Annotated in this window: 17 protein-coding genes; 1 reads left to right on the top strand and 16 read right to left on the bottom strand. The window is 49.3% G+C overall.

All coding sequences use genetic code 11. From position 1 onward, the window contains the following. Nucleotides 1-71: 71 nt before the first annotated feature. From ZMTM_RS05930 to ppnP, 16 genes are all read right to left on the bottom strand, one after another. Nucleotides 72-563 (bottom strand): CvpA family protein, encoded by a 492-nt coding sequence (locus ZMTM_RS05930; RefSeq protein ID WP_221765375.1) that lies wholly within the window; start codon nt 561-563, stop codon nt 72-74. Between the two features lie 22 nt (nt 564-585). After that, the gene (locus ZMTM_RS05925; RefSeq protein ID WP_221765374.1) at nt 586-1,356 is read right to left on the bottom strand and encodes an SPOR domain-containing protein; all 771 of its coding nucleotides are present in this window, start codon (nt 1,354-1,356) and stop codon (nt 586-588) included. A gap of 76 nt (nt 1,357-1,432) precedes the next feature. Further along, nucleotides 1,433-2,716, bottom strand: a complete 1,284-nt coding sequence (folC, locus tag ZMTM_RS05920) for a bifunctional tetrahydrofolate synthase/dihydrofolate synthase (RefSeq protein ID WP_225907114.1) — start codon at nt 2,714-2,716, stop codon at nt 1,433-1,435. Nucleotides 2,717-2,746: 30 nt separating this feature from the next. Beyond that, a complete protein-coding gene (gene accD / locus ZMTM_RS05915; RefSeq protein WP_221765373.1) occupies nt 2,747-3,625 on the bottom strand; it encodes an acetyl-CoA carboxylase, carboxyltransferase subunit beta in 879 nt (292 codons plus the stop codon). A gap of 58 nt (nt 3,626-3,683) precedes the next feature. Next, on the bottom strand, nt 3,684-4,484 hold the full coding sequence (trpA, locus tag ZMTM_RS05910; protein ID WP_221765372.1) for a tryptophan synthase subunit alpha: 801 nt from the start codon (nt 4,482-4,484) through the stop codon (nt 3,684-3,686). Nucleotides 4,485-4,525: 41 nt separating this feature from the next. Continuing rightward, nucleotides 4,526-5,728, bottom strand: a complete 1,203-nt coding sequence (gene trpB / locus ZMTM_RS05905) for a tryptophan synthase subunit beta (protein ID WP_221765371.1) — start codon at nt 5,726-5,728, stop codon at nt 4,526-4,528. Next, complete coding sequence (locus ZMTM_RS05900; protein ID WP_221765370.1) at nt 5,715-6,344, bottom strand: phosphoribosylanthranilate isomerase; 630 nt, start codon at nt 6,342-6,344, stop codon at nt 5,715-5,717. The genes trpB and ZMTM_RS05900 overlap by 14 nt, the downstream gene beginning before the upstream one ends. 81 nt (nt 6,345-6,425) lie before the next feature. After that, nucleotides 6,426-7,208 (bottom strand): tRNA pseudouridine(38-40) synthase TruA, encoded by a 783-nt coding sequence (truA, locus tag ZMTM_RS05895; RefSeq protein WP_221765369.1) that lies wholly within the window; start codon nt 7,206-7,208, stop codon nt 6,426-6,428. A 103-nt stretch (nt 7,209-7,311) separates the two neighbouring features. Continuing rightward, complete coding sequence (locus ZMTM_RS05890; protein ID WP_225907113.1) at nt 7,312-10,311, bottom strand: FimV/HubP family polar landmark protein; 3,000 nt, start codon at nt 10,309-10,311, stop codon at nt 7,312-7,314. Nucleotides 10,312-10,472: 161 nt separating this feature from the next. Further along, a complete protein-coding gene (gene asd / locus ZMTM_RS05885) occupies nt 10,473-11,585 on the bottom strand; it encodes an aspartate-semialdehyde dehydrogenase (RefSeq protein ID WP_221765367.1) in 1,113 nt (370 codons plus the stop codon). A gap of 16 nt (nt 11,586-11,601) precedes the next feature. Next, entirely contained in the window at nt 11,602-12,657 is a 1,056-nt protein-coding gene (gene leuB, locus ZMTM_RS05880; RefSeq protein ID WP_221765366.1) for a 3-isopropylmalate dehydrogenase, read from the bottom strand. A gap of 55 nt (nt 12,658-12,712) precedes the next feature. Further along, nucleotides 12,713-13,351 (bottom strand): 3-isopropylmalate dehydratase small subunit, encoded by a 639-nt coding sequence (leuD, locus tag ZMTM_RS05875; RefSeq protein WP_221765365.1) that lies wholly within the window; start codon nt 13,349-13,351, stop codon nt 12,713-12,715. Nucleotides 13,352-13,353: 2 nt separating this feature from the next. Further along, nucleotides 13,354-13,488: an entericidin A/B family lipoprotein gene (locus tag ZMTM_RS05870; protein WP_221765364.1), complete on the bottom strand. Its 135-nt coding sequence runs from the start codon at nt 13,486-13,488 to the stop codon at nt 13,354-13,356. 12 nt (nt 13,489-13,500) lie between these two features. After that, nucleotides 13,501-14,913 carry a 3-isopropylmalate dehydratase large subunit gene (gene leuC / locus ZMTM_RS05865; protein WP_221765363.1) on the bottom strand — a complete coding sequence of 471 codons (1,413 nt, stop codon included), beginning with the start codon at nt 14,911-14,913 and terminating at the stop codon, nt 13,501-13,503. A gap of 50 nt (nt 14,914-14,963) precedes the next feature. After that, nucleotides 14,964-15,458, bottom strand: coding sequence for a YajQ family cyclic di-GMP-binding protein (locus ZMTM_RS05860; RefSeq protein WP_221765362.1), 495 nt, complete (start codon nt 15,456-15,458; stop codon nt 14,964-14,966). A 35-nt stretch (nt 15,459-15,493) separates the two neighbouring features. Beyond that, nucleotides 15,494-15,805, bottom strand: coding sequence for a pyrimidine/purine nucleoside phosphorylase (ppnP, locus tag ZMTM_RS05855; protein ID WP_221765361.1), 312 nt, complete (start codon nt 15,803-15,805; stop codon nt 15,494-15,496). Nucleotides 15,806-16,026: 221 nt separating this feature from the next. Here ppnP and ZMTM_RS05850 point away from each other — a divergent pair, with 221 nt between their 5' ends. Further along, entirely contained in the window at nt 16,027-21,930 is a 5,904-nt protein-coding gene (locus tag ZMTM_RS05850) for an alpha-2-macroglobulin family protein (RefSeq protein WP_221765360.1), read from the top strand. Nucleotide 21,931: the final 1 nt, after the last annotated feature.

Raw genomic sequence — 21,931 nt, 5'->3', positions numbered from 1 at the left:
CAAGCCTGATGGTCTATCCACTAAAACTTGGGCACTAAACTGCTTGGCTTACGAATCAATTGCCAACCAATTTAGTCGTATTTGATGTGCTTTGCAATGTCATTTGGAAACCAGGGCAAAATACTCACCGCCATGGCTTCCAGAGGCGCACTGAACATTGCGTTACGCCAACGAATATCTCTGGGCACACTGGTTAATCCTGCCAATAGCACCAGTACACCAACAATCACTATGCCTCGTGCAATTCCAAAAACAGCGCCCAGGCCTCTGTCTAGCCAGCTCAAACCTATAGTCTTGAAGAGTTGCGACAACCCTATGGCCAGCAAACTACAAACTAGCAAAGCAGCTAAAAACAGAATAACGAATGCAGCTAAAAATCTTAATGACTCACTTGGTATGCTAGATGGTAGCAATTCCGCAAATTGCAAGGTGTATGTCCTGGCAATATAAAATGCTGCAATCCAGCCCGCTAAAGCCAATATTTCTCTTATGAATCCGCGCATCATGCTAAGTAATATAGAGATACCTAGAATAGCTAACACTACATAATCAAACGCAGTCATCGTGATTCACACGTTTGCAATGCTACTTATTCGCCACAATCATGCCGACTAAACCAACGTCTTTTGCCTTGCTAAAGGCTTTGTCTGCGTCTGCTTTGGTCTTGAATGGTCCCGCACGTAACCTGATTTTATCGCCCGTTGGTGTTGGCAGTTTTTCAGTGTAAGACTTCAAGTTTTGGCTGGCCAGCTTATCCTGTAGCTGCTTGACATTAGCGGCATCAGAGAACACGCCAATTTGTAGTGAAAATGTGCCAGGTTTTTCGACACTGGCTGGCTTCACAGTTTTGTCTTCAGCGACTTTAGCTGGAGTCACTTTTTCTGGCACTGCCTTAACTGGTGCTACTTTTACTGCAACTTCTTTTTTGACAGGCTCTTTAATTGGCTGTGGTTTGCTTACAGCAGGTTCAGGCTTTGTGGGTTTCGCTGCTTCAGTGGTGGTTAAACTAACTGGGCTATCCATTTCAGTTTTAGCTGGTGCTTCTACTTTAGGTGTTTCGGGCTTAGCTAGCGTTGTCTGGTCAACTGGCGTTTCAATCACTTGCTGGTTATTAGATGACGGCTGTTCTAAAGGCGCTGTTTCAGGTGCAATTGGCACAATCTTGGAGGTAAATTCGCCATCTTGGCTAGGAATAGTAATCGCGATTTCTTGCTGTGGCGGCTTGCTGCTGTGGTCATCTAACACCATCGGCAAGATGGTGATCATCAGCAAAACTAAGGCTATTGCACCCACCAAGCGCCTGCGCGCACGCTTTTTAAACTGGATTTCTTGCTCGTTCACATTGTCTGGCGGCATCTAAATCGTCCTAATTCTTGGCGGGATATAACGTTACGATAGCTATACTAGGGCTATCGTCATGCCCATAAAACAACTACGAAGCACTGGGCAACATTCTCATGACATCGGCCACTGTGAAAAATGAACCGAATACGACAATTCTATCATTTTCAGTGGCATCGATACAGGCTTGTCGATAAGCCGCAGTGGTATCGACAAAATTATGTACCTCAGCTGAACTGCTTTGCTCTTGAACGATTGCTTGTAACTGTTGAGCAGTCGCACCACGCTTTTGGTTGATGCCAGCTAGATACCAGACGTCAATTTTCGAATTTAGTATCTCCACGACGCCGCTGACATCTTTATCTGCCAACATCGCAAACACACCCAACGTACGACCCTTGCAAGCATTCTGACTTAAATTAAGTGCTAAGCCAGCAGCGGCATGTGGATTGTGTGCGACATCTAAAATCACTGTACGTTGCTGATTGAATTTCTGAAAACGTCCAGCCAAGCCAACCGTTTTCAAACCCTCAATAATATGATCAATAGGAACAAATAACTGGTCTTGCATGGCGTGTACAGCCGCTATCACACAGGCGGCGTTATACAGCTGAAAGTCTCCCGCCAAGGCTGGAAATGGTAAGTCCGTGACTTCTTCCAGCAAATCGCTGTAAATCCAAGACTGCCCCTTTGACTGAAATGAAAAATCTTGATTAATCAGTTTTAGATCAGCCTGTATCTTTTCCGCATGTTCAATAAGAGTATGGGGCGGATTCGGTTCACCACAAATAGCAGTAATACCTTTGCGAAATATACCCGCTTTTTCATAGGCAATGCTTTCACGGTTATTGCCAAGAAAATCCATATGGTCAAGATCAATACTGGTGACGATGGTACAGTCTGGATCAAACACATTCACGGCATCTAGCCTGCCACCCAAGCCGACTTCCAGCACGGCAATATCAATAGTTGACTGGGTAAAATGCCAGTAAGCAGCTAATGTCGCAAATTCAAAGTAGGTGAGTTCCGTGTCTTGCCTAGCAGCTTCTACCGCAGCAAACGCCGAGCATAGGTCCTGATCACTGGCGTTCTTCTCAGCAACGCGTACGCGCTCGTTGTAGGCCAATAGATGGGGTGATGTATAGCAAGCAACTCGATAACCAGCCGCACTGTACACGCGCTCCAGCATGGCACAGGTAGAGCCTTTGCCATTAGTACCGCCGACGATAATAATTGGAAATTTCTTGGTAAGATTCAGGCGTTGCTTGACACTATTTACACGGTCCAAGCCCATGGCGATGGATTTTGGATGCAGAGCTTCAATGTAGGCGAGCCATCCCACCAAGTCAGTTGGCAGCTTTGAAGGTGATACCACAGCGAGCGTTTGAGGGTTAGGAATGGTCGATTAAATAGAAGTTGTAGTGATAGCAGGCTTGCGCATCAATCCAGTGACCAATTTAGCAATTCTGTCGCGCATTTCACGGCGGTCAACAATCATATCAACTGCGCCATGCTCCACCAGAAACTCAGAGCGCTGAAAACCTTCTGGCAACGTTTCACGTACGGTCTGCTCAATCACACGCGGGCCCGCAAAACCGATCAGAGCTTGAGGCTCAGCAATAATCACATCACCTAACATGGCAAAGCTCGCTGAAACACCGCCCATGGTTGGGTCAGTCAGTACGGCAATATAAGGTAAACCAGCTTTACTAAGCGCAGTCAGCGCAGCACTCGTTTTCGCCATCTGCATTAATGAAAACAAGCCTTCTTGCATACGTGCGCCGCCACTCGCTGCGATACAGATAAACGGTGTTTTATTCTCAATGGCATTTAATACGCCGCGTACAAATCGTTCACCGACCACAGAGCCCATAGAGCCGCCCATGAACTTGAACTCAAATGCAGCAATGACAACTGGCACTGCATTCATACTACCTTGCATCACAATCAGGGCATCGGTTTCACCCACGTCCGCCTGTGTTGATTTCAGGCGATCCGCATATTTTTTAGTATCTTTAAACTTTAGTGGATCTATTGGCTGTACTTCAGCACCAATTTCAAACCTACCTTCCTCATCCAACAAAAGATGGAGGCGAGCCCGTGCAGAAATGCGATTGTGATAACTACATTTAGGGCACACTTCGGCATTACTTTCCAAGTCCGTGCGATAGAGGACAGCCTCGCATGAGGGACATTTGCTCCAGAGACCTTCAGGTACAGATTTTCTGCCCGGCCCTTCGGCGCGGTTAATTTTGGGCGGTAGTAATTTTTGTAACCAGCTCATGCTTTATCCTTTATGCATTCTCATTACTGCGTGCATGTATTGTTGATTTCAAGCTTTATTAAATCTCGTCAATGGCACGGCGCAACTCAGCAACCAATGTGCTTACATTTTCCAGCAAATTATCTTCGGTTGATTGTTCAACAGCCTGCACCATGCGACTACCTACCACAACAGCATCTGCAATTTTACCAACCAGTTTAGCAGTGGCTGCATCACGCACACCAAAGCCTACCCCAATTGGCAAATCAGTCTTTAATCTAATTGCTGCAACTCGATCGGCCACCTCAGCGATATCCAGATTACCTGCCCCAGTTACGCCCTTGAGGGAGACATAGTAAACAAAACCACTGGCCTGATGCACGATTGTATCAATGCGGCTTGGCTCAGTGGTCGGCGATAATAAAAAGATAGGGTCTATATCACGTGCTTTAAGCAGAGTAACGAAATCTACAGATTCTTCTGGTGGGTAATCCACAGTTAGCACGCCATCAACACCTGCAGACTGCGCCATATCTGCAAACTTCTCAACACCCATCGCTTCTATAGGGTTCGCATAGCCCATCAACACTACTGGGGTAATCGCATTTTGCGTACGAAATTCTTTTACAAAGCCAAGTACCGAGCGCAAACCTACTTTATGTACTAAAGCCCGCTCACTGGCACGTTGAATCACAGGGCCATCTGCCATTGGGTCAGAAAATGGAACGCCAAGTTCAATGATATCTGCCCCAGCCTTAACCATCGCATGCATTAAATCAATTGTATGCTTTGGATGTGGATCGCCAGCGGTAATGTAAGGAATAAGTGCTTTTTTACCTGTTTGTTTCAGATTGGCAAAGCATGTTTTTATACGTGACATGAAATGAAAACTTTTGAGTGTAAATAACTAATGATTTTAGATTAAAGCGTAATGCCAGAGATGTTTGCGACTGTGTTGATGTCTTTATCCCCACGGCCTGAGAGATTCACCAATATCACCTGATCAGGCGACATGGTTGCAGCTAATTTCTCGGCATAAGCCAGCGCATGGCTGGTTTCTAGCGCAGGGATAATGCCCTCTGTTCTGCACAAATTATGAAATGCGGCCATCGCTTCATCATCGGTAACGGCTACATATTCAGCACGCTTAATATCTTTCAACCATGCATGTTCTGGGCCTACACCAGGGTAATCCAGACCAGCAGAAATAGAATGCGTTTCAATAATCTGACCATCTTCATCCTGCATAAGATAGGTACGATTGCCATGCAGAACGCCAACCGGGCTATTTGCGGTTAATGGCGCAGCATGCATGCCTGTTTCAATTCCATGGCCAGCCGCTTCCACGCCAATCAAGCGCACATTTTTCTCATTGATGTATGGGTAGAAAATACCCATGGCGTTAGAACCACCGCCTACACAGGCCAATACCGCATCTGGCTGGCGGCCAATCATCTCTTGCATCTGCTGTTTGGCTTCAATACCAATCACAGACTGAAAATCTCTCACCATCATCGGGTAAGGATGCGGGCCTGCAACAGTGCCAATAATGTAAAAAGTATCAGCAATATTGGTGACCCAGTCACGCATTGCTTCATTCAAAGCGTCTTTAAGGGTCTTGGAGCCACTTTCGACAGGCACTACAGTAGCGCCCAGTAATTTCATACGAAATACGTTAGGCGCTTGACGTTTAACGTCTTCAGAACCCATATAAACAACACACTTGAGGCCCATACGCGCCGCAATCGTCGCTGTAGCCACACCGTGCTGCCCTGCGCCTGTTTCAGCAATTACCCTAGGCTTACCCATGCGTTTAGCTAATAAAGCTTGGCCCACAGTATTATTGACCTTATGGGCACCAGTATGGTTTAAATCTTCACGCTTAAGATAAATGCGTGCACCGCCTACTCGCTCAGACCAGCGCTTTGCGTAATAAATAGGGCTTGGACGACCGACAAAATGTTTTAGGTCATGGGCAAATTCGGCAAGGAACTCAGGATCGTGACGATATTTTTCATACATCACGCGCAATTCTTCAAGCGCCTCAACTAATGTCTCTGCGACAAAGGTGCCACCGTAGGGCCCAAAGTGGCCGCGCGCATCTGGCATGTCATATAACTGCATCGTTTACTCCTCGTATGAATGCAGCGATTTTAGCTGCATCTTTTATTCCCTTGCTTGCTTCCACACCGCCACTCACATCAACTGCATAGGGATGCACCTGCTCGACGGCTTGCCTGACATTGTGTGAGTTAAGACCACCCGCCAGTATGATTGGTTTCTGTAATGTTTTTGGTATCAGAGACCAGTCAAATACTTGCCCTGTACCACCCACCAAACCTTCGGTATAGGTGTCAAGCAGAAGTGCTTTGGCGTCTTCAAAATCAGCCTCATATTGTACCAAATTTGTATCCGATTTGACGCGTATTGCTTTGATATAAGGTAATGCAAATTGCTTACACTGCTCAGGGGTTTCATCACCATGAAATTGAATCAAATTGAGTCCGACAGCTTCAATTGTTTTTACAATCTCAGCTTCTGTTGCATTCACGAACAAACCTACAGTGGTAATAAATGGCGGTAAATTTTCAACAATTGATTTTGCCTGAGCTATGCTGACATGACGCGGGCTCGCAGCATAAAAGACCAGCCCAATAGCATCCGCACCTTGCTCAATTGCAGAGAGGGCGTCTTCTAAGCGCGTAATGCCACAGATTTTCACTCGTGTTCGTTGACTCATTTTGATTTGATGTTGCGACTGCAATAAGGATGGCTAGCGTAACCGAAAGCTATATGGCTGTCACACATTTGTATTGAATTTCTAAATGACGGTCTTTATTTGACGATGAGTATTAGGCAAATTCCAAATGGGGTCATATTTAACGCCTGTAAGATATAAGCCATCTGGTGAAAATGTAGGTGGCGAAGCTGTTCTATCGCGGGCTTCTAGCAAAGTTTTGATGTGGTCTGGCGGATACTTCCCTTTGCCCACATATATCAACGCACCCATCATATTACGCACTTGGTGATGTAAAAACGCATTGCCAGAGAAACTAAAAATCAGGCTAGTACCATCGACGTGTATATCTGCATTATATAAATGTTTGACTGGAGACTTAGCTTGGCAATCTGCGGCCCGAAAAGCACTGAAATCATGCTCCCCTATTAAATAACCTGTAGCCTCTCTCATCAGGTTTAAATTCAACGGAAAATGAAACCAGCCCGCTTTACCAGACATGATTGCAGGTGCTGTTGCTTGGTTAATCAATAAATATTGATAACTGCGCGCCTGCGCATCAAACCTCGCATGAAACCTGGCATCGACCTCTTTTGCCCATTGAACCCGCAATGTTTTAGGCAGGTGCGCATTCACACCGCGCACCCAAGAGTCTTCGGCGCGCATAGTTTCGGTATCAAAATGCACAACTTGCGATAGTGCATGTACGCCAGTATCAGTGCGCCCTGCTGCAATTACCCTGACTTTATGTAACGCTAAGACTTCTAATGCTTTTTCAAGGGCATCCTGTATGCCACAGCCAGAAGGCTGACTCTGCCATCCGCAGAAGTGCTGGCCATCATATTCAAGACATAAAGCGATCCGCATTATCTATTTAGCCTCTTGATCACTGTTCATTAATTTATTATTTGTACTTTGAAAAATAAAAAAGCCGGGCTCTTAAGCCCGGCTTTTTCAATATTGCGTTTAATTAGCTCAGGCTCTTCAATATTTCCTGTGCTTTTAAGCGTTGTTGCACACCGCCCTCTTTCAGCACTTCATCCAACAATTCACGGGCACCTTCGTTATCACCCATATCCATGTAAGCAGTCACCAAATCCAGCTTGGTATCTACTTCAGATGACTCTGAACTTGCAATCGCATCTGATAGTTCAGGCGCCGCATCCAAATCAAGGCTAATGCCTGACAAATCAATCTCAGGAACTGCAATATCCTCTACTGTAGCTGGCTCAGATTCAGCAAGCTCAGACACAGTAATTTCTTCAGTCTCAAGGTTAGCAAAATCCACATCCAAATCTAAATCGAAAGCCTGATCTTGTTCTGCTGAACTAAAATTAATTTCACTGGAATCAATTTCATTAGCATCTAGGCTGGTAATCGTCGTTTTCTCAAAGTCTGGTACTGATAACTCTAGAGGTTCTGAGACTTCAGCAATCTCAGGCAAATCTAACGTTTCTGCACTAACATCAATCGACTGAACTTCAGGCTCAGCCTCTTTAATTTCTGGCAGATCAAAACTGATCTGATTGGCAGAAAAGTCAATTTCAGGACTACTTTCAGCCTCTACCAAATCTGGCACGCCCAATACCATGGTCTTATCAAAGTCGAGACTTGGCTCTTCCACAACGTCAGAAGCGATATCTAATGAGGTTTCTGGCGCAAAGCTTGCCATATCGAGCTGCACAGTATCTGTTGCGGCATCTTCAGGTAAGTCTAACTGGAAATCCAAGTCATCATTACTTTCAGCAGGTTTCTCTGCTGGTTCGCCAATATCTAAATCAAATGCATCGGAACTGAAGTCTTCTTCAGCCTTGCTTGCTTGCATTTCCATCGTCGAAGCATGTGACTCGGCAATTGCCTCAGCTTCAGCTGATGGAGTCCCTATATCAAAATCCAGCACATTATCTTCTACTGCATCTGCTGAAGTCTCAGCAGAGTCGGTTTCTGGTGAATCTAGTGAGAAGTCAAGTGTAGTATCTTCCGCCAACTCAGATGCCACAGCTACTTCGCTTGCTACTAAACCTGCAGCAACAGCGGTAGAAACGCCCAGTTCTTGCGACTCAGACACTTCAGTAGCTTCATATAGAGGGTTATCAGGCTCAAAACTTCTGCCCAACGTAGCCACTTTGGCCCATGTTGGGTCAGTGGTGCCTAGCGTTGAATACAGTTCGCCAGCAACCGTTTCAAATGCTGATGAATCTTTGCGTGCAGCGTACATCTCTAGCAACTTAAGATGCAATTCATAGCGCTTCGGCTCTTTTACAATAGCATCTTTAAGAATTTCTTCAGCCTGTGAGTCACGTCCATAGGCCATGTAGACTTCAGCTTCAGCGATTGGATCAACATCATGCGTGTCGATCATGCCTGTACCTGGCGAGAAGTCAGTCAAGAATGAGGTATCACCGCTATCGACCGTACCGCCAAGTGTGTTACCAAAAACCGTATTAGCTTTTAGACCACCAGAAGTCAGTATGTCTTTTTCGAAACCATCCAAACTGCGCCTGCGCTTATTACGCAAGAACAACCAACCGCCTACTAACAAGGCTAGGAATCCGCCCGCTCCACCCACTAGTGGTAGGTTGACATCATCAAACAACCCTGGCTCTTCAACTGGCGGTGGAGGTGGAGTGAACTTTTTAACAGGAACAGGTTTCTTTTCTGGTGCTGGCACTGCGGCAGGTGTTGTATCAACTGGCTTCTCTGCTTCTGCAGGAACTGCTGGTTTTGGTGCTTCTACTGGCGCCGGGGCTGGCTGCTCCGCAACGACTGGCGCTGCTGGAGTTGGCACAGGGGTAGCTTCAGGCTTGCTTGGCAATGCTGGTGATGGCGCATTGGCAGCCGCATTTTTTTGCGCATCAGCCATGGCTTGATTTTTCATGACCAGCAATTTTTGCATGTCAGCAACTTGTTTTTCTAGCGCTGCGACACGGTCGTTTGATTCTTTGATGGTCTTTTCTTTAGCCGTTGCTTCTTCCTGCAAGCCAGTCACTTTATCTTGCAACACTTTGGTATCAGCTGAGACACCTTTTGAAAGTTTGACTACATCTTTTGGAGCGGTTGGTACAGGAGTGGCTTTATCTTCTGCAGCCTTAGTGATTTTGCCGCCTGATGATTTCTTGCCTTCATCATCGGACATTGCTGGGGCTGCTTCAACCGTGCCTGCCAGCTTATTGCGATAGGACTGGAAATCGGACGATTGAACTTTGATCTCTTGTGCGGCTTCTGCTTTCGGTATTGCCGCTAATTCTGTGCTGCTTGGTACGCGAATGATTTGACCGACTTTAAGACGGTTCATGTTATTACCAATGAATGCATCTTTGTTAGCTTGGTATATGCCAACAAGGACTTGATCCAGACTAACATTTTGTACATTTGCATTGCGGGCAATACTGTAAAGCGTGTCGCCTTTTGCTGTTGTTACTTTAGATTCATCCGATGGCGGAGCATCTGCCTGCGTAGCTACTGGAGCAGCGCTAGCGGCGCTGTTTTTTTTAGCCCCTTTTGCAGGTTTACTACTTGAAGTAGCTACTGGAGCATCCGCCATACTGGCAGGTGATACAACAACTGGCTTACTAATGGTTGGCTTGCTCGCTGATGGCAAACTGACAGGCGGCTGTGAATAACCTGGCGGGTCAAGCAGCAGCGTGTATTCACGCAACAAACGACCGCTAGACCAATCGACTTGAATCAGCATATCAAGATACGGGTCTGATACTGGCAGATTAGAGCTTAACTTGAGATAAGCAGAGCCACTTGGACTTTTCTTGATCTCAATTTTGATTGTACTGTGCAACGCAGGGCGTTCAATACCTTGAACTTTATAGGCTTCTTCTGGTGCAATGATTGCACTTAATGAAGAAAGCTCATCTGGGCCCGCCGCCAATAACTCAATTTCTGCATTTAATGGCTCACCAAGACCAGATAGTACAGTTAGCTTACCTAAGCCAGCTGCTTCCGCCCCCAAAGACATCAATGCAAAACATACTGCGAGCGAAATTCGCTTTAATTTCGTCTTATGCACCATTCAACCCTTATCGACTAATGATAGTTGCATTATTAAATTAACATCAATCAGTTACAGATGCAAGCTCATGCCACACTTTATATTTAAGCGCTATATCTATGCAACACTTATTGTTCTACCAAAATGCGCAGCATACGACGTAATGGCTCTGCGGCACCCCATAATAATTGGTCGCCAACAGTAAAGGCTGATAAGTATTCAGAACCCATACTCAACTTGCGCAAACGCCCAACGGGCGTATGTAATTTACCAGTCACTGCAGCTGGTGTTAATTGCTGCATGCTGATTTCGCGCTCGTTTGGTATTACTTTTGCCCAAGGGTTAGCCTCAGCAAGCAAGCCGTTAATATCATCTAACGGCACATCTCGCTTAAGCTTGATGGTCAAGGCCTGGGAATGGCAACGCATAGCGCCTATGCGCACGCACAGACCATCGATAGGGATAGGTTGTGACTGGCGACCAAGTATCTTGTTCGTTTCAACCTGCCCCTTCCATTCCTCTTTGCTCTGGCCATTGCCCAAATCTTTGTCTATCCAGGGAATCAGACTGCCTGCAAGCGGCACACCAAAATGCGCAGTAGGGAATTTTTCATCGCGCAAAATGCCAGCGACTTCACGGTCTATATCCAGAATAGCGGAAGCGGGGTCTGACAATAGATCAGAAGCAACCCGATGCGCCTCGCCCATCTGTTTGAGCAGTTCGCGCATATTCTGCGCACCCGCACCCGATGCTGCCTGGTAGGTCATGGAAGTTGCCCATTCGACCAAGTCAGCCTTGAATAGGCCGTGCAAAGCCATCAGCATGAGGGAAACGGTACAGTTACCACCAATCCAGTTATTACCGCCATTTGCCAGCGCGCCCTGAATCACGTTCAAATTCACTGGGTCAAGAATGATCGTCGCGTCATTTTCCATACGCAAGGTAGAAGCCGCATCAATCCAGTGACCTTTCCAGCCTGCGCCGCGCAATTGCGGGAAAATCTCGGTGGTGTAATCGCCTCCCTGGCAGGAAATAATGACATCCATCGCCTTCAATTCAGCGATGTTCTTGGCGTCTTTCAACGCGGGAATCTCTTTACCAATAGCTGGGCCGCTACCGCCTGCTTGAGACGTGGTAAAGAATACAGGTTCGATCAAATCGAAATCCTGCTCCTCACGCATGCGCTGGATGAGCACTGAGCCCACCATACCGCGCCAACCGATAAAACCTACTCTAAGCATGATTATTCTCTAAAATTTACAAGGCGGCAGTGACTGCATCGCCCATTTCACTGCACTTCACGCGCTTGCAGCCTTCTGTATAAATGTCACCTGTACGATAACCTTGAGACAACGTTTTCTTCACTGCATTTTCAATGCGCACTGCATTAGCTTCATCATTGAAGGTGTAACGCAACATCATGGCGACAGAAAGTATGGTCGCCAGTGGATTAGCAATATCCTTGCCAGCAATATCAGGCGCAGAGCCGTGGCTAGGCTCGTACATGCCCTTGTTATTCGCATCCAGCGATGCTGATGGCAGCATGCCGATAGATCCCGTCAGCATTGAAGCTTCGTCAGAAAGAATATCGCCAAAGATATTACCAGTGACCATCACGTCAAATTGCTTGGGCGCGCGCACCAATTGCATTGCCGCGTTATCGACATACATGTGGCTGAGTTCGACTTCTGGATATTCTTTAGCCACTTCAATCATGACTTGGCGCCACAATTCTGTTGTCTCAAGCACGTTGGCTTTATCTACCGAGCACACCTTTTTGTTACGCTTCATGGCGATATTGAACGCCACATGGCCAATACGGCGAATTTCGGATTCCGTGTAGCGCATGGTGTTGATACCTTCGCGCTCGCCATTAGGCAAGGTGGAAATGCCACGCGGCTGGCCGAAGTAAATGTCACCAGTCAACTCACGCACAATCATGATATCCAGGCCAGAAACTACTTCAGGCTTCAATGTTGAAGCATCTGCCAATTCATCGTAAAGCAATGCAGGGCGCAGGTTGGCAAACAGGTTGAGTTCTTTGCGAATGCGTAAAAGTCCGCGCTCAGGGCGCTTGTCACGTGGCAAGGTATCATATTGCCAGCCGCCGACTGCCCCTAGTAATACGGCATCTGATTCTTGCGCCAGCTTCAAAGTGCTATCTGGCAAAGGATCACCCTCAGCATCATAGCCAGCACCACCAATTGGTGCTTCTTTCAAATCTAATTTCAGATTTAATGCCTTTAGAACTTTAAGCGCTTGAGCGACGATTTCTGGACCTATGCCATCCCCTGGCAAGACTGCGATTTTCATAACCTTCAAATTTCCTGAATTAACGGTAAAAAACGATGTTTTGTGTGCGCCAGAACTAGTTGAATAGCCAGGGCTGGGATGCCTTATGAGCTACTTCAAATAATTTGATGCTATCTTGTTTCTGCATGGTCAGACCAATATCGTCCAAGCCATTGAGCAAATTATGTTTGCGCGACATATCAACTTCAAATGGATGCACAGCACCACTTGGTGTAGTCACGGTTTGCGCTTGCAAATCGACATTAAGTTGATAGCCTGGATTAGCCTCTACTTCCGCAAACAATCTATCCACCACATCTGCCGGCAAGACGATAGGCAACATGCCATTCTTGAAGCAGTTGTTGTAGAAAATATCGGCGAAACTTGGCGCAATAATAGAACGAAAACCAAAATCTTCCAGCGCCCAAGGTGCATGTTCACGACTTGAGCCACAACCGAAGTTTTCACGCGCTAACAACACAGACACACCTTGATAGCGCGGCTGGTTCAGCACGAAACCGGGGTTCAACTTGCGTTTGCTGTTATCCATGCCAGGCTCGCCGTGGTCGAGATAACGCCATTCATCAAACGCGTTTGGGCCGAAGCCTGAACGCTTGATGGACTTCAGGAATTGCTTGGGAATAATGGCATCAGTATCGACATTTGCACGATCTAATGGCGCAACCAAACCAGTCAATTGGGTAAATTTATCCATGACTACTTTTTCTCGTCAGCCTTCTGCTCAATTTTGTCGCCAAGCTTGGATACATCTTTACCTAAACCAGACATGGTATTGCAGCCAGCAATACTGATTACACAGCCCAACAAGCAAAATGCAATTAACTTATTCATTCACTAACCCCCTCAATTGATTAACTGTCTTACGTCAACGAAATGCCCCGCTACGGCAGCAGCAGCAGCCATTTCTGGCCCCACCAAATGTGTACGCCCACCCTGACCTTGGCGCCCCTCAAAATTGCGGTTTGAGGTTGAGGCACAGCGTTCGCCCGGCTCTAAGCGATCGGCATTCATAGCAAGGCACATCGAGCAGCCTGGCTCGCGCCATTCAAAACCTGCATCGATGAATATCTTATCCAAGCCTTCAGCTTCAGCTTGCGACTTCACTAAGCCAGAGCCAGGCACGACTAAAGCTAACTTGACGTTAGGCGCCACATGCTTGCCTTTGACGATGTTGGCGGCGGCACGTAAATCTTCAATGCGTGAATTGGTACACGAACCGATAAACACCTTGTCGATCGTGATATCGGCAATAGGCGTGTTTGCATTCAAGCCCATGTATTTCAAAGCACGTTCCCAATCATGGCGCTGTACTTCAGTAGGCGCGTTTTGTGGGTCTGGCACGCTGCCATTGATATCAATCACCATTTCAGGCGAGGTACCCCAAGTCACTTGCGGCAATATAGTTGTTGCATCAAGGTTAACGACCGCATCGAACTTTGCACCTTCATCACTATGCAAAGTACGCCAATACGTTAACGCGGCTTCCCACTGATCGGCTTGAGGCGCAAATGGACGCCCCTTGATGTAATCGAAAGTGGTTTGGTCAGCAGCCACCATGCCTGCACGCGCACCAGCTTCAATGGCCATATTGCACAAGGTCATGCGACCTTCCATACTCAAATCGCGAATGGCTGAGCCCGCAAACTCAAGCGCATAGCCTGTACCGCCTGCAGTGCCTATCTTGCCGATAATGGCCAAAGCAATATCTTTGGCAGTAACGCCGTTGCCAAGCTTGCCTTCCACATTGATCTGCATGGCTTTAGATTTCTTTTGCACCAAACACTGGGTGGCCATCACATGCTCAACCTCTGACGTACCGATACCATGTGCCAAAGCCGCGAAAGCGCCGTGTGTGCTGGTATGGGAGTCACCACAAACAACCGTCATGCCAGGCAAGGTAGCGCCCTGCTCTGGGCCGATCACGTGAACGATGCCTTGGCGGTGATCATTCATCTTGAATTCGGTCACGCCAAAATCTACACAGTTTTCATCCAGCGTTTGTACCTGCAAACGTGAAATAGGGTCTGCAATACCAGCCACGCCGCTACTGCGATCAGTGGTTGGCACATTATGGTCAGGCACGGCCAGTATGGAATTGACCCGCCATACCTTGCGGCCAGCCAGCTTCAAGCCTTCAAAAGCTTGTGGGCTGGTGACTTCATGCACTAGATGACGGTCGATATAAATCAGCGCGGTGCCATTTTCTTCGGACACCACATGACTATCGAATAATTTGTCGTAAAGCGTTTTTGCCATTTTAAAAACCTATTGGGTGAACCCTATTTATTAGGTAACTCTATTTGGGGTCAATCCCTGAAATTACCAAACTGCAAAGGAAAATCCGTGATGCTTTTCTTGGTAAATGCAATTGCATCTTGCAGCAAATCGCGCTTTGCACCAGTCACTCGCACCGTATCGCCTTGAATACTGGCTTGTACTTTCAAACCACTATCTTTCAGCAGTTTGACGATTTTCTTGGCCAACTCGGTATCAATGCCCGCTTTAATTTTGAGAACCTGCTTGACCTTGTTACCAGAGATTTTCTGCACATCCTGATGATCCAGACGTTTGGCGCTATCGGCTTCTTTTTTTTCCATCGCTGGCAATAAGATGTCTTTAATCTGATCCAGCTGAAAATCAGAATCGCCGTGCAAGGTAATCAGGCTGTCTTTTTCATTCAGCTCCGCATTAGCACTGGTGCCCTTGAAGTCATAGCGATTGGTAATTTGACGCGCAACTACATCAATCGCGTTTTTCAGCGCGACCATATCGACTTCAGATGAAATATCAAAAGATGGCATGTTGGTTCCTTAAGTCTAAAACTAGGGTGTATCGTTTACTCGAAATGGCAAACGTAATCCAGCGTTTCCAACGTTACAATCTCAAAACTGGAATTACCAGGGACGGTGAATTTTTCACCTGTTTTGTATTCTTTCCAGTCTTCTTCACCATGCAAACGCACTTTGCATATACCAGAATTGATTTCCATCAGCTCTGGCGCAGCCGTGTTAAACGTCAATGAGCTAGGGAAAATCACACCAATCGTGCTACGGGTTCCGTTCGGGAACAGCACGGTGTGGCTGACACATTTTCCATCGAAATACACATTTGCTTTTTTCTTGACACTAACATTATCAAACTGGGCCATGACAACTCCTCCAAACATCTTTAGTTACTTCATTATTTAATAGACTGGCTTTGAAATCCGCCTTGGCTCTAAATTAAGCCTTTAGCTCTGCATTATCCCAGAAAACTTATGCGAGAACCATTTTTTACCCATTCCACCGATTGCTATTCCACCAATTAAAGTTTCAGGCAATAATCCACAACGCATCACCACAAAACCAAAAACACATCAGGGGATTACTCATGCCAGCTCGCCTTCTTATCATCTGGAATCTTATAGCCAGCCTAATTCTCAAGGTGACAGGCATATTCAGGGTGATTTTAGGCTGGATATTCAAGCAGCTTTTTGGCTCATTGTCATGGCAGGCACCACGTTGGTCAGTATGGTCGGCAAACAAGCTTAAACAAGGTGCAGGCTGGGTATTCGCTACGCGCAAACGTGCCCTGAGCACTATTCTGCCAGTGCTAATCGTCGTCGCAGGCGGCTACTTCGGCTGGCACTGGTATCAGCAGCTACCCAAGCCCGTGTTGACCGCTTATGAAGTCAAACCACCCAGCGTCACTATTTATGACGAGAACAACAAGCCTATCGTCTATCCATTCCAGATCGCCTTTGCGGAGTCAGTGGCGCCAGTCAACCTGATCGGCAAGCCTGTCACCGAGGGCATCAAGCTCTCCCCCAAGATTGCGGGCGAATGGGCATGGGATGATGAAAAAACACTGGTATTCCGTCCCAAGGCAGACTGGCCGGTAGATGCCAAGTTTGATGTCAGCATGGATAAAAAGAAGCTGCTGGCCGAGCAGGTAAAACTGGACGATTACGATGTTGAATTCCGTACCGCCCCTTTCAGCGCCGAGTTCCAGCAGGCTGATTTCTACCAGGACCCGATAGACCCCAACCTGAAGAAACTGGTCTCTACTGTACATTTTAGCCACCCCGTGGATGCCGATGACTTAAAAGCCCGTATCAGCATCAAGCTGGGTGGCGGGCTGGATTTCCTTGGATTGGGCGAAGCGCCAAAATTCACCGTGAGCTATGACAAACTCAAGCTCAACGCTTACATTCACTCTGCCCCGCTCTCCATCCCCAAGGAAGACACCGAGCTCACCGTCAAGCTGGATAAAGGGGTGCGCACGACACGCGGCGGCAACAAGACTGAAAACGAGATCAGCAAAGCCATTACCGTACCGGGGCTCTACAGCCTGAGAGTCAATGACATCAGCATGACGCTGGTGGATAACGAACGCTTTGAGCCCGAGCAGATTCTATTGCTGGGCAGTAGCGCCAATATCAGCGATACCGCACTGGCGGGCAAAGTGCATGCCTGGTTGTTACCGGAATTCAACCCAAAGACAGAAGAAGCGAATCGCACCGAAGCCTATCGCTGGTATGAAACCGAAGTCACCAAGGACATCCTGGCAACTGCCACGCCCGTGGATTTGAAGTCAGTCGCGGGTGAAGATGAATACTCAGCGTTGCATAGCTATAAATTCAAGGCGCCAGTAGGCCGTCGCCTCTATATCAAGGTAGATGCTGGCTTGCAGGCCTTTGGCGGTTATGTATCGCGCAACCCCGCGCTGGCCGTGATCGAAGTCCAGCCTTACCCTAAAGCCGTCAAGCTGTTATCACAGGGCGCCCTGCTGTCATTAAGCGGTGAGCGCAAGCTGGGTTATATGACGCGTGGCCTCAATGGCGTGAAGATCGAGATAGGTCGTATGCTGCCCAACCAGCTGCATCACCTGGTGGACCAGAATTACAGCGGCTTCGCGCAGCCCAATGTTTACGATGATGTGCTCGATACCCTGGTCGAACGCTTTGAGGAAAAACGCCCACTGGCTGAAAGCGAATTCGGCAAGCCCAGCTATGACAGCCTGGATTTCGGCAAATACCTGCGCGAAAAATCCAGCCATAGCGGCGGCGTGTTCATGATCAAGCTGCAAGGCTATGACCCCAAAAACCCGGATAACGAAGTCGATGCTACGCCGGACACGCGCTTTATCCTGGTCACCGATATAGGCATCATCGCCAAGCAGGGTGTGGATGGCAGCCAGGATGTATTCGTGCAATCCATCGCCACCGGTCAGCCTGTCGCCAACGCCAAGGTCGACGTGATCGGCCGTAACGGCGAACCCGCCATGTCGCAGACCACCGATGCCACCGGCCACGTGCATTTCGACCACCTGCGGGACCTCAAGCGCGAAAAGCAGGCCATCATGTATCTGGTCACTAAAGACAGTGACATGTCCTTCCTGCCCATCAACCGCTACGACCGCCAGCTCAACCTGTCGCGCTTCGATATCGGCGGCATCGACAATGCCATCTCCGGTCAGCAACTATCGGCCTATGCGTTTACTGACCGCGGCATCTACCGCCCCGGCGAAACTGCCCATATCGCCATGATCGCGCGCACTGCCAACTGGAGCGGCGAACTGGATGGCGTACCGCTGGAAGCCGAAGTGACCGACCCACGCGGTTTACCGGTTTACAAACAACGCATCAAACTCAGCCCCAGCGGTTTTGAGAGCTTTGATTTTGCCAGTCGTGAGACTTCCGCCACTGGTGATTACCAGGTCGGTATCTACCTGGTCACCAACGACCAGCGCCAGCAACAGATCGGCAGCGCCAGCTTCAAGGTGCGCGATTTCGAGCCTGACCGCATCAAGGTCACCGCCACGCTGGCTGACCACGTGGTAGAAGGCTGGATCAAGCCGGAAGAAGCCAAGGCGCGTATCAAGGCCATGCACCTGTTCAGCAGCCCGGCCAACGACAGGCGCGTGGAAGCCGAAATGACGCTCACGCCATCGCTGCCCGCCTTTGCCAAATACAAGGATTACACCTTCCAGGATAGGTTCAAGCTGAAAGAGCCATTCAACGAAAAACTACCGATAGCCACCACCGACACCAACGGTGAAGCCGAGATCAACCTTAACCTGCAACGCTTTGCACGTGCGACCTATCGCCTATATTTATCTGCCAAGGTATTCGAAGCCGCTGGCGGGCGCAGCGTCGCGGCCGAAGCCGCCACACTGGTCTCAGCCGCACCTTACCTGGTCGGCGTGAAAACCGATGGCGCACTCAACTACATTCCGCTCAAAACACCGCGTAACAGCAACTGGCTGGCCATCGATAGCAGCCTCAAGCCTGTAGCTGCTGACAAACTCACCCAGTTATGGATAGAGCGCAAGTTCGTCTCCGTGTTGGTCAAACAAGCCAACGGTACTTACCACTACGAATCTCGCAAGAAGGAAACCGTGCGTGAAAGCACGCCCTACACCTTGCCTGCAGGCGGTGCCGAACTGGCACTGAATACCAGCGAACCGGGCGACTTTGCACTGGTGCTGAAGAATGCAGAAGGCGCGGAGCTTAACCGCATCGAATACAGTGTGGCCGGCCAGGCTAACCTGTCACGTTCGCTGGAGCGCAACGCTGAGCTGCAGCTATCGCTCAACAAAGCCGACTACACGGCGGGTGACACCATGGAGATCAGCATCCGTGCGCCTTACGTGGGTGCTGGCCTGATCACCATTGAGCGTGACAAGGTGTACCAGCATGTCTGGTTTAAGACCACAACCACCAGCTCGGTACAGAAGATCACGTTGCCAAAGGATTTCGAAGGCAACGGCTACGTATCAGTGCAGTTCGTGCGTGACCCGACTTCCGACGAAATATTCATGAGCCCGCTGTCTTATGGCGTGGTGCCGTTCGTGGTGAATATGGACGCGCGGCGCGAGCCCATCAAGGTCGTCATGCCGGACATCATCAAACCGGGCCAGATGCTGGAGATGAAAGTCTCCACGCAGTCACCCGCTCGTGTGGTGGTGTTTGCGGTGGATGAGGGAATTTTACAAGTAGCACGCTATAAGCAGCCCGACCCTATCGGTTTCTTCTTCCAGAAACGTGCGCTACAGGTTGGCACCACGCAGATACTTGACTTGATACTGCCGGAGTTCCAGCGCCTGCTTAATGCCGCTGCGCCTGGCGGTGATGGCGATGCCATGCTGGGTCGCCACCTCAACCCATTCAAGAAAAAACGTCAGCCGCCAGTGGCCTACTGGTCCGGCATCATCGACGTCGGCGCTAATGGTAAAACACTGCAATACCAGGTGCCGGATAGCTTCAACGGCAAACTGCACATCTACGCAGTGGCGGTGACATCCGGTCGTATCGGGGTGTTCGATGGCGGCGTGGAGTCACGCGGCGACCTGATTCTTTCGCCAAATGTTCCCGTCAGCGTATCGCCGGGCGATGAGTTCATGGTCAGCGTCAGCGTGTTCAATAATCTGCGAGGTGCCGGCGGTAAAGCGCCTGTGAGCCTGAGCATGGCGCCAAGCAAGGCGCTGGCTGTGGTTTCCGCGCAGAAAGTGACGCTGGATATCGCGCCACAGCAGGAAGCCGTAGCCGAGTTCCGTATCCGTGCCAACGACGTGCTGGGTTCGGCCGACCTCAAGTTTGTGGCGACGACTGGCGACAAACAGGGCAAGGCGAGCGACACAGTGGGCATCCGCCCTGCCGTGCCGTTCAGAACATTATTGACCGCAGGCCAGTTCAGCGGCGACAGCAAGACGCAGGACATCAACCGCAGCCTGTACGCAGAAAAGCGCAAGGTAGAAGCTGGTATCTCCACCACGCCGCTGGTGTGGGCACAGGGCCTGAGCAGCTATCTGGGCAACTACCAGTACTCGTGCACGGAGCAGCTAGTGAGCAAGGGCATCCCTGCCCTGCTGCTCAATAGCCAGCAGGATATTGCCGTCACGCGCGGCGACTTGCAGAAAGTGGTGCAAACCCTGCGCGAGCGCCAGAACGAGGATGGCAGCTTTGGCTTGTGGTCGGCCAATATGCAGGTATCGCCTTTCGCTTCCATCTACGCTATCCACTACCTGCTGGAAGCCAAAGACCGCGGCATGGCCGTGCCTGCCGACATGCTCAACAGCGCCAACCAATGGCTGCAGCAATACGCCGTGGGCGGCAGCAATGGCCTCTCCGGCGTGCGTAACCGCGCCTATGCCATCTACCTGCTCACGCGTCAGGGCATTGTCACCAGCGGCATGCTGGCGACCCTGCAAAAAGAGCTAGATGAGCGCTACAGCAAGCAATGGCCGCAAGACCTCACCGCAGGCTACCTAGCAGCTAGCTACAAGCTGATGCAGCAGGATGCACTGGCAGCCAAGCTGCTCAAGCAGGTGGATTGGGCCTCGCTCAAAAAATGGAATCGCGATACCGAGTCATATTCCGCAGATGACTTCTATTTTGACCCTACTGTGCAGGATGCACAGATGATCTACCTGATCTCGCGCCATTTCGCAGATAAGGTTAAAGGCATCCCGGAAAAAGTCCTGGTCAAACTGGGCGAGACCGTCTCGGAAACCCGCTACAACTCGCTCTCAGCGGCTTACCTCATCATGGGCTTTGACGCCTATGCCAGGGCAGGCGGTAACGATGCTGACAAGCTCACCATCACCGAGCTGACCAAAGGCGGCACCAGCACCGCACTGCCACTTACCGGTGGCATCGTCAAAACAGGCAATGTCTCAATCAACGCGGCCAAGCTGCAATTTGGCAAACAGAGTGACCTGCCCGCTTTCTACCTGCTCTCAGAAAATGGCTATGACAAAACGCCGCCCACAGAAAAGCGCTCCGATGGCCTGGAAATCTCGCGCGAATTCACGACGATAGACGGCAAGCCGCTGGTCAGTGCCAAGGTAGGCGAAGAGTTCCTGGTCAAGCTGAGTTTCCGCAGCACAGACAGGGACAACGCCTCGCAAATCGCCATCGTCGATATCCTGCCCGGCGGCATCGAGCCCGTGCTCAATGTCCGTGCGGAAAGCACACCGACAGAAACCCCTCAATATAACGAGGGCGAAGAAGGCTACAGCGAAGGCACCGGAGAAACTGCCAATGTCTCTACTTGGCAAGCCCCGCTTGGCGAAGCCAACTACACTACCTGGCAACCCGAATACGCCGATATACGCGAAGACCGCGTGGTGCTCTACGGCACACTAGGCCGGAATATCGGCAGCTTTGTGTATCGAGTAAGGGCGACTAACGCTGGGAAATTCCAGATACCTGCCCCGTTTGCCGAGGGCATGTATGACCGCAAGCTACAGGGGCGTGGGGCTGGTGGTAAGTTGGAGATTACAAAGCCTTAAG

Origin of the sequence: Methyloradius palustris, from assembly GCF_019703875.1 — a bacterium.
Classification (GTDB): domain Bacteria; phylum Pseudomonadota; class Gammaproteobacteria; order Burkholderiales; family Methylophilaceae; genus Methyloradius; species Methyloradius palustris.
The sequence above is the reverse complement of the archived record's forward strand: the minus strand, read 5'-3'. Positions and strand labels throughout refer to the sequence as shown.

Excerpts from the sequence above, each read along its gene's own strand:
- leuB (WP_221765366.1), bottom strand. The coding sequence starts at position 12,657 with ATGAAAATCGCAGTCTTGCCAGGGGATGGCATAGGTCCAGAAATCGTC.
- trpB (WP_221765371.1), bottom strand. The coding sequence starts at position 5,728 with ATGCAGTTATATGACATGCCAGATGCGCGCGGCCACTTTGGGCCCTAC.
- leuC (WP_221765363.1), bottom strand. The coding sequence starts at position 14,913 with ATGGCAAAAACGCTTTACGACAAATTATTCGATAGTCATGTGGTGTCC.
- ZMTM_RS05925 (WP_221765374.1), bottom strand. The coding sequence starts at position 1,356 with ATGCCGCCAGACAATGTGAACGAGCAAGAAATCCAGTTTAAAAAGCGT.
- ZMTM_RS05900 (WP_221765370.1), bottom strand. The coding sequence starts at position 6,344 with ATGAGTCAACGAACACGAGTGAAAATCTGTGGCATTACGCGCTTAGAA.
- trpA (WP_221765372.1), bottom strand. The coding sequence starts at position 4,484 with ATGTCACGTATAAAAACATGCTTTGCCAATCTGAAACAAACAGGTAAA.
- ZMTM_RS05860 (WP_221765362.1), bottom strand. The coding sequence starts at position 15,458 with ATGCCATCTTTTGATATTTCATCTGAAGTCGATATGGTCGCGCTGAAA.
- ppnP (WP_221765361.1), bottom strand. The coding sequence starts at position 15,805 with ATGGCCCAGTTTGATAATGTTAGTGTCAAGAAAAAAGCAAATGTGTAT.
- truA (WP_221765369.1), bottom strand. The coding sequence starts at position 7,208 with ATGCGGATCGCTTTATGTCTTGAATATGATGGCCAGCACTTCTGCGGA.
- ZMTM_RS05890 (WP_225907113.1), bottom strand. The coding sequence starts at position 10,311 with ATGTCTTTGGGGGCGGAAGCAGCTGGCTTAGGTAAGCTAACTGTACTA.
- ZMTM_RS05930 (WP_221765375.1), bottom strand. The coding sequence starts at position 563 with ATGACTGCGTTTGATTATGTAGTGTTAGCTATTCTAGGTATCTCTATA.
- asd (WP_221765367.1), bottom strand. The coding sequence starts at position 11,585 with ATGCTTAGAGTAGGTTTTATCGGTTGGCGCGGTATGGTGGGCTCAGTG.
- ZMTM_RS05870 (WP_221765364.1), bottom strand. The coding sequence starts at position 13,488 with ATGAATAAGTTAATTGCATTTTGCTTGTTGGGCTGTGTAATCAGTATT.
- accD (WP_221765373.1), bottom strand. The coding sequence starts at position 3,625 with ATGAGCTGGTTACAAAAATTACTACCGCCCAAAATTAACCGCGCCGAA.
- ZMTM_RS05850 (WP_221765360.1), top strand. The coding sequence starts at position 16,027 with ATGCCAGCTCGCCTTCTTATCATCTGGAATCTTATAGCCAGCCTAATT.
- leuD (WP_221765365.1), bottom strand. The coding sequence starts at position 13,351 with ATGGATAAATTTACCCAATTGACTGGTTTGGTTGCGCCATTAGATCGT.